A 16,894-nucleotide genomic window follows, 5' to 3' on the forward strand; every position below is an offset into this window, starting at 1 on the left:
GTCGAGATGACAAGATTGGGTAAATAATTTGTGTTGATCCTTCGACTTCGCTCAGGAAGAAAAAACAAACTTATACTAGTATTCTTTGCAACAAAAAAACTTTGCGACTTCGCGTCTTTGCGAGCAAAAATCTCCTGCGTACTTTGCGTAAACCTTAGCGTTCTTTGCGTTAAAAAAACTTCGTGCCTTAGCGCCTTCGTGGCAAAAACAACAAATAAGAAAACTTTAATAAATCTGCTATACGCCACTAATTCAAAAATTAGTAATTTTGAAATTCGAAGTTCAAAAACGAAATAATTATGAAATATCATCAAATAAACAGTGGTCTTTTTGTAAAAAACCGCAGAAAATTCATGGCAGAAATGAAACCTAATTCAGTTGCCGTGTTCAATTCAAATGACATTTACCCAGTTAGTGCCGATAGTACTTTACCTTTTGCTCAACATAGAGATATTTTTTATCTAAGTGGTGTTGACCAAGAAGAAAGCGTTTTGCTTTTGTTTCCAGATGCGCCTTATGAAAGTCAGAGAGAAATTCTTTTCTTGAGAGAAACAAATGATCATATCGCGGTTTGGGAAGGTGAAAAATTGACTAAAGAACGTGCTTTTCAGGTTTCGGGAATTAGAACGGTTTATTGGTTACAGGATTTTCATAAAGTTTTGAACGAAATGATGACGTACGCAGACACGATGTACATCAATACAAACGAACATTACCGTGCATCTGTTGAAACAGAAACTCGCGAAGCTCGTTTTGTAAAATGGTGGAAAGAGCGTTATCCAGCGCATAATGTTGCAAAAAGCAACCCTATTTTACAAAGATTGCGTTCTGTAAAAGAAAGCGAAGAAATCGATTTGATTCAACATGCTTGTGATATTACAGAAAAAGGTTTCCGCAGATTATTAGGATTCGTAAAACCAAATGTTACAGAATATGAAATCGAAGCAGAATTAGCGCACGAATTTATCCGTAACCGTTCTAAAGGTTTTGCTTATACGCCAATTATCGCTTCTGGAAACAATGCAAATGTTTTACATTATATCGAAAACAATCAGCAATGTAAAGACGGAGATTTGATTTTGTTAGACGTTGCTGCAGAATATGCAAATTATTCAAGCGACATGACGAGAACGATTCCTGTTTCGGGACGTTTTACAGATCGTCAGAAAGCGGTTTACAATGCCGTTTTGAGAGTAAAAAACGAAGCTACAAAAATGCTTACGCCAGGAACACTTTGGAAACAGTATCATGTTGAAGTGGGTAAAATCATGACTTCTGAATTACTTGGTTTAGGCTTAATTGACAAAGCTGATGTTCAGAACGAAAATCCAGAATGGCCAGCTTACAAAAAATATTTCATGCACGGAACTTCTCACCATTTGGGACTTGACACGCACGATTACGGATTGCTTCACGAACCAATGAAAGCGAATATGGTTTTCACGGTTGAACCAGGAATCTACATTCCAGCAGAAAAATTCGGAATCCGTTTAGAAGACAACGTTGTGATTCAAGAAAAAGGAGAACCTTTTAACTTAATGAGAAATATTCCTGTTGAAGTTGATGAAATCGAAACTTTGATGAACTCATAAATAAACAAAGCCCTTAATAATTCAGATTATTAAGGGCTTTTTAAATTTTATAACTCGGTTAATTATCCGATTTTTGAAATCTGAAGGTCTAATTGGAATTTACCGTCAGCTTCATTTCCGTTGATTAGATCAAAAAGTTCTAAAGCTCTTCTTGCGTTTTTCTCTTCTTCTCTTTGCTCAGCTACATACCACATCATGAAATCTTCTGTAGCGTAGTCATTTTCAGCTCTACATTTTGCGATTACTTTATTGATCGCCTGAGTAACTGCAATTTCGTTTTGCAAAGCAATTTCGAATACTTCTTTAAAAGAAGCAAACTCTTGCTGCACTTCCGGAACAGATGGCGTAATTGCGATCCCTCCCATATCTGTAATGAATTTGAAAATTTTTAGAAAATGTTCTCTTTCTTCTTCAGCTTGCTTATACAAATATGATGCTGTATTAGCATAACCATTTCTATCCAACCATGCAGCCATAGCTAAATATTTGTTAGAAGCGTCACTTTCTAATTTTGCCTGTAAATTCAATATATTTTCTACACCTTCAACTAATGAAGTACGTGTTCTTAGTAAATCTTTCATAGCCTTAAATTTTTATACGTGTAAAATTACAAAAATTAAAGAAGACGATCGTAACCCCTTGAAAATTTGGATTTAATCTAAGTAAGAATCTAAATAAGCTCTACGTTTACCGTATTGCATAGCATAGAATGTAAGTTGAGGGTAAATTTTGTTCCGTTTAACAAATCTCTTAACTGCACAATTTCGCAGATCGTAAGATTTCTGGAAAAATTTCTTTTGGTAGTTTCAATCAACTGTGCGTCTGAATGGTCAGACAAGTCATAAAGCATATCAAGAATGTCAACGCTATTAACCTTTCTTTGAAAAATCAAAAAATCATGAATTTTATAACTTGACACAGTATCAATAAAATTGATGATTATACTATTGGTCAAATCACATTGGTAACTGTATCCTTTTTCGGTTTCAAATAATACTTTGGTGGTCAAATCGCTAACTAATGCCATTCTTATAAAAATTATTATGGTGCAAAAATATATAATTTGAAACAATTAAACACATAATTAAGACTAATTTAAAATAACAAAATCATTTAAAGTTCTTAAAAACAGCTCAAGTCCATCAAAACTGTAACATTCTACAGTATTATTAGTCTAATTTTAAAAACAAATAACTAAGAAATCATGCAAGCACACGAAATAGATTATCAGATTTTTGGAGAAGAAATGCAATATGTGGAAATAGAATTGGATCCACAGGAAATTGTAATTGCCGAAGCTGGCAGTTTTATGATGATGGAAAACAATATCCAGATGGAAACCATCTTTGGAGACGGTTCCCAGCAACAAGGTTCAGGTTTATTTGGAAAACTTTTAAATGCGGGTAAAAGGGTTCTAACTGGCGAAAGCTTGTTTATGACTGCATTTTTAAATCAAGGCAATACTAAAAGTAAAGTTTCATTTGCATCACCTTATCCCGGAAAAATCCTTCCGATTGATTTAACAGAATTTCAAGGTAAATTTATCTGTCAAAAAAGTTCCTTTTTATGTGCTGCCAAAGGTGTTTCTGTCGGAATTGAATTCTCTCAAAAACTAGGTCGCGGCTTATTTGGCGGTGAAGGTTTTATTATGCAGAAAATTGAAGGAGACGGAATGGCATTTGTACATTCTGGAGGAACAATGGCTAAAAAAGAATTAGCTCCTGGCGAAGTTCTAAAAGTAGATACTGGCTGTATTATTGGTTTTACCAAAGATGTCGATTATGATATTGAATTTATTGGCGGTATTAAGAATTCTATTTTTGGTGGTGAAGGTTTATTTTATGCTACTTTAAAAGGTCCGGGAACAGTCTTTATACAATCGTTACCTTTTTCTAGATTGGCAGATCGCATTATTGCATCGGCACCAAGGTCTGGCGGAAACAATCGTGACGAAGGAAGTCTGCTTGGCGGATTAGGAAATCTTTTAGATGGCGATAATCGATTTTAATTTATAGAAACGGCTTTCAGAAATGGAAGCCATTTTTTATTATTTCACAAACCAAACAATGTTATAAATAATTTTATAGCTGTTTTAAAGATTTCCCAATTAGATCAAGACATCACGATATTTTACTTCAGCTTTCTTAACTTTGCATTTCAAAACAAAAAATCTTTCATTTTGAAAACGCTTTTATATAAAAACACTAAAATATCATACTCAGATTCGGGAACTGGAAATGCAATTGTTTTACTTCACGGCTTTTTAGAAAACAAAAAAATGTGGAAAGAATATGTTGATCTTTTCTCAACAAAAAATCGCGTAATTACAATCGATTTATTAGGTCACGGCGAAACAGACTGTTTGGGCTATGTTCATAAAATGGAAGATAATGCCGATGTAGTCAACGAGGTTTTGAAACATTTAATAATTGAAAAAGCCATAATTCTTGGACATTCAATGGGAGGTTATGTTGGTTTGGCTTTCGCCGAATTGTACCCAGAAAAAATTCAAAAGTTAGTTTTACTGAATTCAACTTCTAAAGAAGACAGCGAAGAGAAGAAATTAAATAGAACTCGTGCAATTAAAGCGGTAAAACAAAACTATGAGAGCTTTATAAGTTTAGCAATTGCAAATTTGTTTAGCGAAAACAACAGAACTCGATTGGCAGAAGAAATCGAAAAAGTAAAAGCCGAAGCTTTAAAAACACCTTTACAGGGAATTGTAGCTTCTTTGGAAGGAATGAAAATCAGGAAAGACAGAGAAGAATTGGTTCGCAAGAATTTATTTCCAATTCTTTTGATTCTAGGAAAAAAAGATCCTGTTCTAAACTATGAAGAAAGTCTTTCGCAAATAGAAGATACAACTGCCGAATTGGTTTCTTTTGAAGATGGACATATGAGCCAAATCGAAAACAAAGAAGCTTTAAAAACAATATTACTAGACTTCTTCGCATAAAATTTAAATACTATAAAATCAAAAAAGGCCATTTCTAACCGAGGTTGAAATAGCCTTTTTCTCATTCTTGGGGGCAAAATATCATTATAACTTTGAAGTAATATCTTTTTTGTATTTAGATAAAGTCGCTCTTGTTAAACCAAGATTTGCCTTTGTAGAGTCTACAGCTAAGTAGATAAAGTATCTTCCATCTTCAGAAACATCAATAATATGAATCTGATCTGTAAGAGTAATTAAAATATCATTAATTTTTTGATTTAATCCTAAAGCTCTAAGTGCGTTTAATTTAGCTTTTACAACTTCTAAATTATAAGCCGAAGCCAATTCTGGATCAAAATCAGATTTTACTGTTAGAGAGCAGTAAGACATTCCTGTTTCAACTTCTGTAACAGAAACAGCGATAAATCCGTTAACATTCTCTTTTAAATCGTTTTGAAAATTTTGTAAAAAATCTGACATGTGTATTAAATTTTTGGTTTTAAATTAGTTGTTAAAAATAGAATCCATTCTTCTCAGCAATAATCCCATTTTACTTAAATCTTTAGAAAGCAACGCGATACAATTATCATCTTGATTTTTGCTTGCTACAACAATTCCGTCATTGTTCTTGATCATAACCTGCTTAAGATCTCCGTTGTTCACGTCTTCCGACATTTCAAGGCACATCTTTAAGATCATTCCGATCATTGCTGCAACATTCCCGTCGTATTCTAAATTAACAGACTCATTTAAGATTCCATCAATATTAAAACTCAGTCCAGACTCTGCGCCAGTCTCTTCTACTAGTGTTTGTAAATCAATCATATACTTTTCTTTGTCATGTTTTTGGAAGCGTCAAAGATATTTCAATGATTGGCAATTGCGCGATAAACACTTGTTAAAAAAAAGTGCAGTATAACGTACTGACTCACTTTTATTTATCACTTAATTAATCCTATTTTTTTGCGAAAAATATTTAAAAAAAAATAACATAAAAAACATATTATCTTAAAATTGTAACATTTCGATTGATAAAGTTCAATTCTAAGGCCAACGCTTATAAATTGTTGCATTAGGCAAAAGTTTTTATATAGATTTGCAAAAAATTATTGAAATGAAAACTGTTGACGAATTACGCTTTGACTTAAATGTAAAACTGGAAAAGTTTAGAAGATTTCGTATTGAAAACGGACACATTAACAATACGGCTTCTGGAGAAAAATCTAAAAAAGGTTTCTTCAAAAAAATATTCAGCTAAAAGCATTAAAAAAAGCCGAACTTCTTCAAAAAAAGTTCGGCTTTTCTATTATATATCTATAGTATTTTTCACACCTAAAAAGTACTTTTTGTTTATCAGCAGAGAATTAAAACCGTCTAAAAAATTAAAAAGAAATCTACAGGAAATTGGCTTAAAAGAGATATTAAGTTGATTTAAAATCAGGATTATACTTTTTCCTCAAAAGGAATATTAACATCAAAAATTTCTCCCAGCAAATTAGCAATTTCTTCTAAATAAGAATTCAATATTTGAGATGTTACAATTACATCTAGATCTTTTTCTTCTTTAAAACCAAAAGGCAAAAATCCTGATTTTAAATTTTTGAATGAAATAATACCAACTTCTATCGGAAGTCCGCCTGCTTCTTTTTCAAACATGAAAGCATATGCCAAAACCTGAATGATTTTATCATTTTTAAGCTCTTGCGTTAACCCATTCCATGTTTTCAATACCACATTAGACTTTTCTACTTTTCCTGTCTTATAATCGATAATTCGGATTTTACCATCTCGTCGTTCAATACGATCGACATTTCCTTTAATTAAAACTGGAAATGGTAATTTTGGATGAACAAATTCCCGCTCAAAAGTTTGTTCCAAAGCAATAATCTGAATCGCTTCATTATTTCGAACCGACTCCAATTCCATTTTCAGGAAATTCGAAACATTTCTTTTTGCAACCTCAAAAGCCAAAAGGTTTCGTCCTTTTTTGATTTCACCTTCTTTGTAAACCAATTTAAATTGCTTTAGAACTTCATCATCCAGCAATTTAAAACAATTTAAAAGATCATTTTCTGAAATAAATTTCCCGATAAAAGGATCATAAAGCGCTTTCAGCGTTTCGTGAATAATAGTTCCCAAAGTATTTAAAGCAATATTTTCTTCCACTTCTTCCACTTCCCGAATTCTCAATATCTTCTGAAAATAAAATTCAATCGGGTTTCGAATATAACTTGTCAAGGCAGAAGGTGAAAAACCAGCTGCCGCTATTTCCTTTAAACGCTCCATCACTAATTCAGATTTTGGAACAGAAATAGGTTCGTAAGCCGTATTAGGAAGCTCTGGATTATAAATATCGAAAGTAATATTATGCCTTATTTTTTTCTCAACTTCTAACTGAGTTATAAAACGGCTTCTTTCGCCTGCATCGAGTCCGTCATTTTCAGTATTATAAATTAAGTATATGTTTTTTGCTCTTTGAAGCAGATGATAAAAGTGATAGGTATAAATCGCATCTTTTTCCTTGAAAGTTGGAAGACCTAACTCACGTTTTACATCATACGGAATAAATGAATTCTGAGATTTTCCAGCAGGAAATTTCCCTTCATTCATAGAAGTTATTATAACTGTTTCAAAATCCAAAACACGGCTTTCCAAAACTCCCATAATCTGCAAACCTCTTAAAGGCTCTCCTTCAAAAGAAACTTCAGCTAAATCTATAATCTGCTTATAAATCGCATGAAGCGTATCAATGTTATCGATGTGATGATGTTTAGAATAATAATTTATAAGTTTATTAATTACTTTAAAAACACCATAAACAAAAGCTTTTGCAATTTTTTCCTCTTCATTATCATTACTGAAATGTTCTTTAATAGCAATTAGTAAAGCTGAAATATTTTTTAAAACTGCCACTGAACCGTTTTCCCATTTTTCAAATAATAGATTAAAAAATTGAGAAGGTTCTGGATGAAGTTCCAAAATTTTATAATGTGTGATAAATGTATAATTATTCTCTTTGATAATTTTTACAAGTTTTTGCGCATTCGCGTAAGGCTCCACTAATGGATGCGTTAAAATATCAAGCACATCTTTATAATAAAAAACATAGCTTCCGCCCTTTCGAGAAAGCGCATTAGTATGCATTTTGAACAACTTAGCAACAAAAATCTGCGACGGATTATTCTTTCCCGAATATCCCATCGTAATATTTAAAGCTCCAACCGAGGAAGGAAGTGAATACAAAACCGGAACCAATAAATTCTCTTCGCCAAGCACTACTGCAACTTTATCTAGAGAAGCATTGGGGTTTTGATCAATTAAATCTTCGATAATACTTCCTGCTAGTTTTGCCTGTCCAATTGTTTTGGGAGTTCCAATAATTTGAATATTCTTTGACTGCGAAAAATCATCAACAATCCACTCAAAAGTATTTGCTTTATAGTGTTTCCAGCTTTCTTTAAAACGTCTTAAAAAAAGTCCCGCGTCATGATAGGGATCATTTAAAAAGGCCTGATCGGCATCCCAATAAATTTTAGCCTGATCTAGAGCAAGCAAATGCTGAACGATTTTTTCTTCTGCTGCATTTAAAGCATTGAATCCCGCAAAAATAAAAGTTCGTTTTTTAATCGTATTTGAAAAATGATTCAAATTGTTTACTGCCTCTCTATAAATTAAACCTTGATAACCAATTGATTTAAACAACAAATGATTATATAATGATTCATAATACAGAGGAAGCAATTTCCAGAAATCAATATAATTTTCCAGAAGTTTTGTTTTCTGATCAACTTCAAGCCCCCATCTTTTTATATCTTCTATATCTTTCAAATAAGACAAAACATGTGATGGATCTAAAAGATATCTATCAATTTCATTAAAGTCCTGTAAAAGAGTTTTAGCCCAATTTGCAAATAATTCAAAAGACTGCTGATTCTTTTTTTCTGTAACAGATAAATAAACTTCATAGAATTCAAACAAAAGTTCAATTGAATCTATTGAACGAATTGAAGCAACATCCTGAACGAAATCTTCAATACTAGTAATCTCAGGAGCAATAATAGTTTTTGAAGTCTCTTTTTTAAGAGCTTCAATCAAGAAGACTTTTGCCCTTTTATTAGGAAGTATTATTGTAATTTCAGATAATTTATCTGCAAAATCCTGAATTACAACAGAGGCAATTTTTTGAAGAAAAGAAGTATTTACCATATGATAAAAATAAAAAAAGCCATTCAATTAAGAATGGCTTTTCAAATTTATTTAAAAACTGAATTATAGTTTTCCTTGGTATTTAGAACCAATGTGTCTAATTTCAGTTCTTCTGTTTTGAGCTTTACCTGCAGCAGTTTTGTTACTTGCAACTGGTTGGCTAGAACCAAATCCTTTAGACTCTAAGTTCTCTGGATTTACACCTCTTTGAACTAATGCATCTAATACAGCTTTAGCTCTATCTTCAGAAAGTTTTTGGTTTACTTTAGCAGAACCTGTACTATCTGTGTGTCCTTCGATAGAGAATTTCGCGTTTGGATAGTTTTTAAGGATTTCTTTAATAGCATCTAATCTAGCTTGAGTTTCTTTATCTCCAGTTTTGAAAGTAGCTTTTCCTGAGTTAAAGTATACCGCTCTAGCTTGAACTTTAAGATCTTCTAACGCCTCAGAAGTTACTTCTGGACATCCTCTGTTACTAGCAGGACCTGCAACTGTAGGACAGTCGTCATCTTTATCAGCAACACCATCTTTATCAGCATCTAAGATTGGGCAACCACCGTTTTCTTTAGGACCAGCAACTGTAGGACATTTATCGTCTTTATCAGCGATTCCGTCACCGTCAGTATCAGGACAACCTTTTAAAGCAGCTAAACCAGCAACATCTGGACAAGCGTCATCTTTATCAGCAATTCCGTCTCCGTCAGTATCAGGACATCCGTTTAATGCAGCTAAACCAAATACATCTGGACAAGCGTCAGAAGCATCAACGATTCCGTCACCGTCAGTATCAGGACATCCGTTGAATTGTTTTAAACCAGCAACATCTGGACAAGCATCATCTTTGTCATAGATTCCGTCTCCGTCAGTATCTTTACCTCCGAATTTGAAAACTAAACCTGCAGTGTGTTGGAAGTGAGATGGAGCATCTGGAGCACCAGAAGCATCTTCTCTATCTCCACTAACTGACCATTTGTATCTTGTAGCAAGCTCAAGACCAATAGCATCTGTAAACCAGAAAGTAATACCAGCACCTGGGTTAACAGTTCCGTAGCTACTATCTCCAAAGAAAGTATAACCTCCACCAACAGATAACGAAGGATCAATTACTTTTGATTTGATCAATTCTTGGAAGCTATATTTTACCGTAGCATCAATTCCGTAGTACATTAAGTCACCAGGATTTGTTACGATCATACCTCTTCCATCATGACCTGCTGCATCTGGCGCAAAAACAACATATTTGTCGATTTTGTTTACAGACCCTTGTAAACCTACAGAGAAACCATGCCCTACATATCTAGATACTCCAATGTAAGATAAAGAAGGAAGAATATTCCAGTTATCCTTTACAGCGAATGGCTGAGAAAAGTGTGCAGGAAAAAAGTCAACATGATCTGGACTTGCACTAGTCCTTGTATCCACAGCATTAACCCCGAAAGAGATCGCCCATGGATTGTTACTGTCTTGCGCGTGAGAACTTAAACCCATCGCCATCAATACAGCAACTAAAAGTTTGTTAAGATGTTTCATACTTAATTTTTTTAATTACAATTTAGTTAATTACAAGCAAAAGTAACACCAAATTTTTTAAATACAAAATGAAATGTTAAAAAAAACCTACAAAAATTTAACCAAAGTGGTAATTATATAACTTTTAACATTTTACCGACAACTGTAAAGGCATTTATCGCCTTATCAAGGTGCTCTTTTTCATGTGCTGCAGATAGCTGGACACGAATTCTTGCCTTTTCTTTTGGAACTACCGGAAAGAAAAATCCAATAACATAAATTCCTTGCTTCAAAAGTTCGTTTGCCATCGTTTGAGATAGTTTGGCATCATATAACATAACAGGAACAATTGCAGAATCTCCATCAATAATATCAAAACCTGCTTTTTTCATTCCTTCTTTAAAGTAATTAGTATTCCATTCTAATTTATCTCTAAGCGTTGTATCTTTTTCCAATAGCTCAAACACCTTTATTGAAGCTCCAACAATTGCAGGCGCTAATGAATTTGAAAACAAATAAGGTCTAGATCTTTGGCGTAATAACTCAATTATTTCTTTTTTTGCAGTAGTATATCCTCCCATTGCTCCACCTAAAGCTTTACCAAGGGTTCCTGTAATAATATCTACTCTTCCCATAACTTTTTTCGCTTCAAGAGTTCCTTTTCCTGTTGCGCCAATAAAACCCGCAGCATGACATTCGTCTACCATAACCATTGCATCGTATTTATCAGCTAAGTCACAAATTTTATCTAATGGCGCCACAAGTCCATCCATTGAAAAAACACCATCGGTTACAATTAACTTAAAACGTGCTCCAGCCTCATTTGCTTTAATCAACTGCTGCTCCAGATCTTCCATATTATTGTTTTCATAACGATAACGAGCCGCTTTACACAAACGAACTCCATCAATAATTGAAGCGTGATTTAAACTATCTGAGATAATTGCATCATTTTCACCAAGCAAAGGCTCAAAAACACCTCCGTTAGCATCAAAAGCGGCTGCATATAATATAGTGTCTTCTGTACCATAAAAATCTGCAATCTTTTTTTCTAATGTTTTATGAATATCTTGTGTCCCGCAGATGAAACGAACCGATGACATTCCGAAACCATGTGTGTCCATTGCATCTTTAGCAGCCTGCACCACTTCTGGATGTGACGAAAGTCCTAAATAATTATTAGCACAAAAATTCAAAACTGTTTCTCCAGTCGAAATTGTAATTTCTGCACCTTGAGGAGAAGTAATGATACGCTCCTTTTTGAAAATTCCATTTTCTTCGATTGTCTGCAGCTCACTTTGCAGATACTCCTTAATTTTACCGTACATTTTTATATTTATTTAAAACGTTAAAAATTAACAACTTAACAAAAATAAAGCTTCGTTATTTCTTTAACATCTGATTAATTTTTTCACAAATTTACCACTTCAATTTCTGCCCCAATATACACCAATGCTTTTTTTAACACTTTGTATCCTAAATCTTCAATAGCATCTTGATATTCCTGAATTTGCTGTTGATATTTAGCATTTACAGCTCCTGTTTTATAATCCAGCAAATAAGCTTGTTTGTTTTCTAAAAACACAACTCGGTCTGGCTTTAAAATTCTTCCTTCCTTCTGAACAATAGTTTGCTCATTTAAAACAGTATCTTTCCCATTAAAACAAACATCCAATTCTGGATGAGTTACTATTTCACTCAAAGTCTGAAGCACCTGATCAACTTGATCAAAAGTTATCAATCCGTTTTCAAGTGATTTTGTTACTGCTAAATCAATATCCGATTTATCTTTAACGAAAGCCAAAATCTCATGCACAATATTTCCGTACGAAATTGCTTCCTGCTGATGAGTTCCCCACATTAAAGCTTCGCGTTGTGCTATTTTAATATTCTTTGGATTCAAAACTTCTCTCACAATCGGAATTGATTTGACTAGATTAACTGTTTCAGAAATTTTCGAAAGCCTCATTTTATTTCCAAATTCATAGTTTAATTTTTCTTCCTCATAAAGCCCTTCATTAATCAAAAATTTAATAAAAAAGGAAGCCATATTATTTGGATATTCTCCATCATTTTTTGCTTTTAATGATTGAGAAATTACATAGAGTTGCTCTTCTGCACGAGTCAGAGCCACATATAATACATTTATATTATCTAGAAGTTCTTCTTGTTTTTTCAAATTAAAAACTGCCGATGCACTTTCGCCAAAACCCTCAACCGCGCTACTATTATCAACAAGCGCTTTGGGAACTCCCAAATCAATTTCTTCTGTATCGAGCCAAAGTTTATCTTTTGGTTTCCTATTATAATCTTCATCAGCAAAAGGCATAATTACAACTGGAAACTCCAATCCTTTTGATTTATGAATAGTCATAATTCGAACTGCATTGTTTCCTTCTGGCGACGGAATACTAAATTTCTCTGCATTTTTATCCCAGAAAACCAGAAAATCTGCGACTCCAGATTGATTTCGGATATCTCTTTCTAAAACAATATCTAGAAAAAACTGAACATAAGCGTTTCCTTCAGACGGAAGAATAAACTTCGAAATAACAACTTCTACTGCTTCATACAATGATTTTTTTCTAACATCTTCAAAAGAAAAAGAAACATCAAAAGTTAGAAGCCATTCTTCAAAATCTTTTTCAAATCTATGATTCATTCCCATTGCAATGAAATCATGAATAGGCATTGCCAAATCTTTGTTCGAAGCTAGGAAATGTAAAAAATGTGCTTTTGATTCTAAATCTGCACTATTATTTAAGTATCTAAGAAGATGAACGATCAAACGAACTTCTGATGCATTTTGAATCATTAATGTTTCCGAAGACAAAAGAGGAATTCCTTGCTCGGTCAAATAATTAGCAATTGCAATTCCCTGATCTCTTTTTCTGGTAAGAATTACAATATCTTTATATTCAAAACCTTGTCTCACAACTTCCTGAATTGTGTTTAAAGTAGCTAAGACATAGAGATCAGATTTTTCAACAACTTCTTCTTCATCTACAAATTCATTTTTATCAACGATTGGAAGAAATGATATATTTACATAACCACCCTTCTTCGAATTTGTATTCTGAAAACTATGATTCTCATATAAATCTTTATAATCTTCATTTGAAAATTCAGCCGAAATCAGTTTAAAAAAAGCATTATTAAACTCAATAACTTGGCTATAACTCCGGTAATTAGTATTTAAATGTTTAAGTTGTTTATCCGGATTATTGAACGGATTCACATCTTTACTTAATTCGATAAACTGTTCCGCTTTACCTCCGCGCCAGCGATAAATAGATTGTTTAGGATCGCCAACAATCATTAAAGTTCCTTTATTTCCTAAATCATCTAAACCCGATAGTGAGTTATCTATTAAAGGAATCAAATTTTGCCATTGCATTTCTGAAGTATCCTGAAACTCATCAATGAAAAAATTACGATAACGCTCGCCCAAACGTTCATAAATAAATGGCGCTGGCTGATTCTGGATTTCGCGATGAATAATCGCATTGAATTCTGAAATGGATAAAATATTTTGCTCCGATTGAATTTTTGCAAGTTCATTACTTACGGTATTCAATAGAGAAAGCGGTGTAATATTTTTTAAAAAGGCTTTATAAAAATCTCTTTTTTCAAAGTTTTGATAAACCTCTTTTAATATTTGGAGTAATTCTGGAATAATATTTTCAATTAACGCACGATCTTTTGCCGTTTTGTTAATCGCAATATCATCAAATTCATGAAATGTTTTATTTTTTGGATTGAATTTTCCGCTTCGAATACTCTCTAAATGATTTGGAAAAGTTCCTCTTGAAAATGATTTTGGATCAATTCCGTTTTTATCAATCAATTCAATCGCTTTGGTTGCAAAACCTTCGTTGATTTCTTCAAGCTCTTTACAAAGCGCTTGCATTTTTGCTTTAATTTCAACAAATTCTCCGATAGTTTTGTCTTGAAAATGCAGAATTTCGTTTCGATTGTTTTCATTCAAAACCAATCTCCCTGTGTCCAGAATTTCTCGAGAAACGTCCCAACTTTTATCGTCATCGGTTTTTTCCATAGTGAAATCGATGAGAAGCTTTGTCAATGTTTCATCCTCTCCAGCTTGAGCTATAATCGCATCGACAGCTTCAACCAATAAATTTTCGGTATCCAGAGTGACTTCAAAAGTCATTGGAAGATTTAAATCGTGTGCAAAAGCACGAATAACTTTGTGGGTAAACTTATCAATTGTCGAAATATCAAAAGCAGCGTAATTATGAATTAAGTGCTTAATAATTTGCTGCGACTTAGTTTTCATTTTTATGATCGAAAGTCCAGTATCGCGTGATAAATCCTCCATTAAATCAACCGCTTTTGGCGACGGATCATCTTTTGCAAATTCAGACAGATTTCCAACAATACGGCTTTTCATTTCATGAACCGCTTTATTGGTAAAAGTTATCGCTAAGATATTTCGATATGCATCGTTTTTTGGCGAAGAAAGAATAATTTTTAAATATTCTTTTACCAAAGTATACGTCTTTCCTGATCCCGCAGAAGCATCATAAATGGAAAAAGACGGACTTTGCATAGTTTGATTTTTTTGTATTGTAAAAATAATACAAAATATTCAACCCTCAATAATGAAAAATTCCAAATTCCAATATCTTTTTGTTGCGAATGCCTTAAATATTGGAATTTGGAATTTTGAAAATTTTGGATTTTTTAATTTATCCGTGTTTTGGAAAAGCTCTTTTATTAAAAACCAAAAGTATTCCTACTCCTGTAGAAATTGCTATATCGGCTACATTAAAGATCGCATTGAAAAAAGCAAAATGTTTTCCGCCTACCATTGGAAGCCATTCTGGAAGATTTCCTTCCCATATTGGAAAATAAAACATATCTACTACCAAACCATGAAACCAAGTTCCATAAGGTTCAGGTGAAAAAAGAGTTGCTAAATTATGTGTGCTGTCATCAAAAATAACTCCGTAAAAAACAGAATCGATAATATTTCCTGCAGCTCCAGCAAAGATTAATGCAATAGCTACAACTAAATAAGTTGAATGGCGTTTTTTTATAGAATCAGAAAGCCACCAGCCAATTCCGAAAACAGCAAAAATTCTAAATACAGTCAAAATTAATTTTCCGTATGCTCCAGGTATTTTTGTTCCCCAAGCCATTCCTTCATTTTCAATAAAATGAATTCTAAACCAATCAGAAATTACCACTTCTTCACCAAGAATGAAATTTGTTTTGACATAGATTTTAGAAAGTTGATCAACAATTAAAACTAAGAATATAAGGAAATACGCTTTTCGTAATGACATTTTATGATTTTTTGATGGGCAAAAATAACAATTTAATCAAAAAAAACGCTCCTTAAGGAGCGTTAATTGTTTTCTAATAAACTAAAGAAGGTCGAAATGCTAATCTAAACCCGATAAAGCTTATTTTTTTACAGGAGCATTTGCAGCTGGTTTTGGACTGTCGGAGAAAAAATCAGAGATAGATTTGAATATTCCTTTGCTTTCTTTTCCGGCAGCTAATTTCTTTGCTTCGCCCTTCTTTACATCTGCTTTAAACTTAACACGCAGTTTTTCAAATTCTTTCATTCTGCGCTCTACGTCAGAGTTTACTTCTTTGAATTTCAGTACTTTAGCCATAATGTAAGTTTTTTATAGTAAATAATTTAAATTATTAATGATTTGGTACTACAATGATACATAATTTAATTTATATTTGTTAATAAAAATTAACACTTGTTTAGGATCACTCTAGTTAATTTTTATTTAAACCAAACACCAAAAACTAAATTTAAAATTCTTCCCTAAATCCTACAAATCATGAATGAAATTACAACTACCTTAAACGACTTTCTTGTCAGCACCAAATCTACAGCAGCATTAATTTTGAACGGAAAAGGAAAACTTATAACTTCCTTAAACCTAGACTATGGCGATAGTATTGCCGCTATGAGCGCAGCTATTTTATCTATGAGCGAAAAATTTTTAATTGATTTAGAAAAAGGTTCATTAAAACAATTATACCTTAAAAGTGCAGAAGGCGTTATTGTTGGAAACAAAATTAGTGGTTCTAATTTTATCGTTGCTTTTTCTAAAGAAGGCAGCAATCTAGCATTATTGATGCGTTCAACAGAAGAAGTTTCTGCTGAACTAAGTAAGAATTCCCTATTAAAATAACATAAATCTATCTATTAACAACAAACCGAACGTACTATGAGCAATGATTTTTTAAACGTGTTTTTAAACGAAATGAAAACCAACGTAAACGGCTTTATCGCTGTGGCTGTAACAGAAATTGAATCTGGATTAAGCTTTGGAAATTTAACTATTGATCCAAGTTTTGACCCAGAGCTTGCAGCTGCTTACAACCTAGAAGTTGTGAAAGCTAAATTGAGTGCTGTAAAAGCATTAAACTTAAACCAGGACATCGAAGATATTTTGATTACACTTTCTAATCAAATTCACATTATCGATATTTCTCCAAACAAAAAATTTATGATCTACCTAGCTGCAGATGCTTCAAAAGCTAACTTAGGTATGACCAGAGCTATTTTGAGAAAACATAAAGCTGACGTTGAAAAAAATCTAGCTTAATCATTTCTTTTGATTTCAAAATAAAAACCGTCTTTATCAAGACGGTTTTTTTT

Annotated in this window: 16 protein-coding genes; 6 read left to right on the plus strand and 10 right to left on the minus strand. The window is 32.9% G+C overall.

The window, feature by feature from the left end; translation table 11 throughout:
* The first annotated feature begins 299 nt into the window (after positions 1-299).
* Complete coding sequence (locus OD917_RS17525; protein ID WP_263524676.1) at positions 300-1,592, plus strand: aminopeptidase P family protein; 1,293 nt, start codon at positions 300-302, stop codon at positions 1,590-1,592.
* 62 nt (positions 1,593-1,654) lie between these two features.
* Here the strand turns inward: OD917_RS17525 and OD917_RS17530 are convergent, their stop codons facing one another.
* Together OD917_RS17530 and OD917_RS17535 are read right to left on the minus strand one after the other, a co-directional pair.
* Positions 1,655-2,173, minus strand: coding sequence for a ferritin (locus tag OD917_RS17530; RefSeq protein WP_263524677.1), 519 nt, complete (start codon positions 2,171-2,173; stop codon positions 1,655-1,657).
* An 89-nt stretch (positions 2,174-2,262) separates the two neighbouring features.
* Positions 2,263-2,619 carry a hypothetical protein gene (locus OD917_RS17535; RefSeq protein ID WP_263524678.1) on the minus strand — a complete coding sequence of 119 codons (357 nt, stop codon included), beginning with the start codon at positions 2,617-2,619 and terminating at the stop codon, positions 2,263-2,265.
* A 177-nt stretch (positions 2,620-2,796) separates the two neighbouring features.
* Between OD917_RS17535 and OD917_RS17540 the strand changes: the two genes are divergently transcribed.
* Together OD917_RS17540 and OD917_RS17545 are read left to right on the plus strand one after the other, a co-directional pair.
* Positions 2,797-3,600, plus strand: coding sequence for a TIGR00266 family protein (locus OD917_RS17540; protein ID WP_263524679.1), 804 nt, complete (start codon positions 2,797-2,799; stop codon positions 3,598-3,600).
* Positions 3,601-3,771: 171 nt separating this feature from the next.
* The gene (locus tag OD917_RS17545; RefSeq protein WP_263524680.1) at positions 3,772-4,548 is read left to right on the plus strand and encodes an alpha/beta fold hydrolase; all 777 of its coding nucleotides are present in this window, start codon (positions 3,772-3,774) and stop codon (positions 4,546-4,548) included.
* 84 nt (positions 4,549-4,632) lie between these two features.
* Here the strand turns inward: OD917_RS17545 and OD917_RS17550 are convergent, their stop codons facing one another.
* Together OD917_RS17550 and OD917_RS17555 are read right to left on the minus strand one after the other, a co-directional pair.
* Complete coding sequence (locus OD917_RS17550; protein WP_095928390.1) at positions 4,633-5,007, minus strand: hypothetical protein; 375 nt, start codon at positions 5,005-5,007, stop codon at positions 4,633-4,635.
* 24 nt (positions 5,008-5,031) lie between these two features.
* Complete coding sequence (locus OD917_RS17555; protein WP_008465282.1) at positions 5,032-5,352, minus strand: hypothetical protein; 321 nt, start codon at positions 5,350-5,352, stop codon at positions 5,032-5,034.
* A 289-nt stretch (positions 5,353-5,641) separates the two neighbouring features.
* On the opposite strand from OD917_RS17555, the gene OD917_RS17560 reads away from it, so the two are divergent.
* On the plus strand, positions 5,642-5,785 hold the full coding sequence (locus tag OD917_RS17560; protein ID WP_263524681.1) for a hypothetical protein: 144 nt from the start codon (positions 5,642-5,644) through the stop codon (positions 5,783-5,785).
* Between the two features lie 185 nt (positions 5,786-5,970).
* Here OD917_RS17560 and OD917_RS17565 read toward each other — a convergent pair whose 3' ends face one another.
* From OD917_RS17565 to OD917_RS17590, 6 genes are all read right to left on the minus strand, one after another.
* Positions 5,971-8,733 carry a PD-(D/E)XK nuclease family protein gene (locus tag OD917_RS17565; RefSeq protein ID WP_263524682.1) on the minus strand — a complete coding sequence of 921 codons (2,763 nt, stop codon included), beginning with the start codon at positions 8,731-8,733 and terminating at the stop codon, positions 5,971-5,973.
* A 63-nt stretch (positions 8,734-8,796) separates the two neighbouring features.
* Positions 8,797-10,263 (minus strand): OmpA family protein, encoded by a 1,467-nt coding sequence (locus tag OD917_RS17570; protein ID WP_263524683.1) that lies wholly within the window; start codon positions 10,261-10,263, stop codon positions 8,797-8,799.
* A 113-nt stretch (positions 10,264-10,376) separates the two neighbouring features.
* On the minus strand, positions 10,377-11,570 hold the full coding sequence (gene kbl / locus OD917_RS17575; RefSeq protein ID WP_263524685.1) for a glycine C-acetyltransferase: 1,194 nt from the start codon (positions 11,568-11,570) through the stop codon (positions 10,377-10,379).
* 83 nt (positions 11,571-11,653) lie between these two features.
* Positions 11,654-14,812: a UvrD-helicase domain-containing protein gene (locus OD917_RS17580; RefSeq protein WP_263524686.1), complete on the minus strand. Its 3,159-nt coding sequence runs from the start codon at positions 14,810-14,812 to the stop codon at positions 11,654-11,656.
* A 139-nt stretch (positions 14,813-14,951) separates the two neighbouring features.
* Positions 14,952-15,551 carry a lipoprotein signal peptidase gene (locus tag OD917_RS17585; RefSeq protein ID WP_263524687.1) on the minus strand — a complete coding sequence of 200 codons (600 nt, stop codon included), beginning with the start codon at positions 15,549-15,551 and terminating at the stop codon, positions 14,952-14,954.
* A gap of 120 nt (positions 15,552-15,671) precedes the next feature.
* Positions 15,672-15,887, minus strand: a complete 216-nt coding sequence (locus OD917_RS17590) for a hypothetical protein (RefSeq protein ID WP_263524688.1) — start codon at positions 15,885-15,887, stop codon at positions 15,672-15,674.
* A 180-nt stretch (positions 15,888-16,067) separates the two neighbouring features.
* Here OD917_RS17590 and OD917_RS17595 point away from each other — a divergent pair, with 180 nt between their 5' ends.
* On the plus strand, positions 16,068-16,424 hold the full coding sequence (locus OD917_RS17595) for a roadblock/LC7 domain-containing protein (protein WP_091494460.1): 357 nt from the start codon (positions 16,068-16,070) through the stop codon (positions 16,422-16,424).
* A 36-nt stretch (positions 16,425-16,460) separates the two neighbouring features.
* The gene (locus OD917_RS17600; protein WP_111425195.1) at positions 16,461-16,841 is read left to right on the plus strand and encodes a hypothetical protein; all 381 of its coding nucleotides are present in this window, start codon (positions 16,461-16,463) and stop codon (positions 16,839-16,841) included.
* Positions 16,842-16,894: the final 53 nt, after the last annotated feature.

It is taken from the genome of Flavobacterium sp. SH_e (genome assembly GCF_025717045.1).
In the GTDB taxonomy this organism is placed as follows: domain Bacteria; phylum Bacteroidota; class Bacteroidia; order Flavobacteriales; family Flavobacteriaceae; genus Flavobacterium.

What these genes read in the sequence shown, in the direction of transcription:
- OD917_RS17585 (WP_263524687.1), bottom strand. Translation starts at nt 15,551, where the DNA reads ATGTCATTACGAAAAGCGTATTTCCTTATATTCTTAGTTTTAATTGTT.
- OD917_RS17550 (WP_095928390.1), bottom strand. Translation starts at nt 5,007, where the DNA reads ATGTCAGATTTTTTACAAAATTTTCAAAACGATTTAAAAGAGAATGTT.
- OD917_RS17595 (WP_091494460.1), top strand. Translation starts at nt 16,068, where the DNA reads ATGAATGAAATTACAACTACCTTAAACGACTTTCTTGTCAGCACCAAA.
- OD917_RS17535 (WP_263524678.1), bottom strand. Translation starts at nt 2,619, where the DNA reads ATGGCATTAGTTAGCGATTTGACCACCAAAGTATTATTTGAAACCGAA.
- OD917_RS17565 (WP_263524682.1), bottom strand. Translation starts at nt 8,733, where the DNA reads ATGGTAAATACTTCTTTTCTTCAAAAAATTGCCTCTGTTGTAATTCAG.
- OD917_RS17600 (WP_111425195.1), top strand. Translation starts at nt 16,461, where the DNA reads ATGAGCAATGATTTTTTAAACGTGTTTTTAAACGAAATGAAAACCAAC.
- OD917_RS17590 (WP_263524688.1), bottom strand. Translation starts at nt 15,887, where the DNA reads ATGGCTAAAGTACTGAAATTCAAAGAAGTAAACTCTGACGTAGAGCGC.
- kbl (WP_263524685.1), bottom strand. Translation starts at nt 11,570, where the DNA reads ATGTACGGTAAAATTAAGGAGTATCTGCAAAGTGAGCTGCAGACAATC.
- OD917_RS17580 (WP_263524686.1), bottom strand. Translation starts at nt 14,812, where the DNA reads ATGCAAAGTCCGTCTTTTTCCATTTATGATGCTTCTGCGGGATCAGGA.
- OD917_RS17560 (WP_263524681.1), top strand. Translation starts at nt 5,642, where the DNA reads ATGAAAACTGTTGACGAATTACGCTTTGACTTAAATGTAAAACTGGAA.
- OD917_RS17530 (WP_263524677.1), bottom strand. Translation starts at nt 2,173, where the DNA reads ATGAAAGATTTACTAAGAACACGTACTTCATTAGTTGAAGGTGTAGAA.
- OD917_RS17540 (WP_263524679.1), top strand. Translation starts at nt 2,797, where the DNA reads ATGCAAGCACACGAAATAGATTATCAGATTTTTGGAGAAGAAATGCAA.
- OD917_RS17525 (WP_263524676.1), top strand. Translation starts at nt 300, where the DNA reads ATGAAATATCATCAAATAAACAGTGGTCTTTTTGTAAAAAACCGCAGA.
- OD917_RS17555 (WP_008465282.1), bottom strand. Translation starts at nt 5,352, where the DNA reads ATGATTGATTTACAAACACTAGTAGAAGAGACTGGCGCAGAGTCTGGA.
- OD917_RS17570 (WP_263524683.1), bottom strand. Translation starts at nt 10,263, where the DNA reads ATGAAACATCTTAACAAACTTTTAGTTGCTGTATTGATGGCGATGGGT.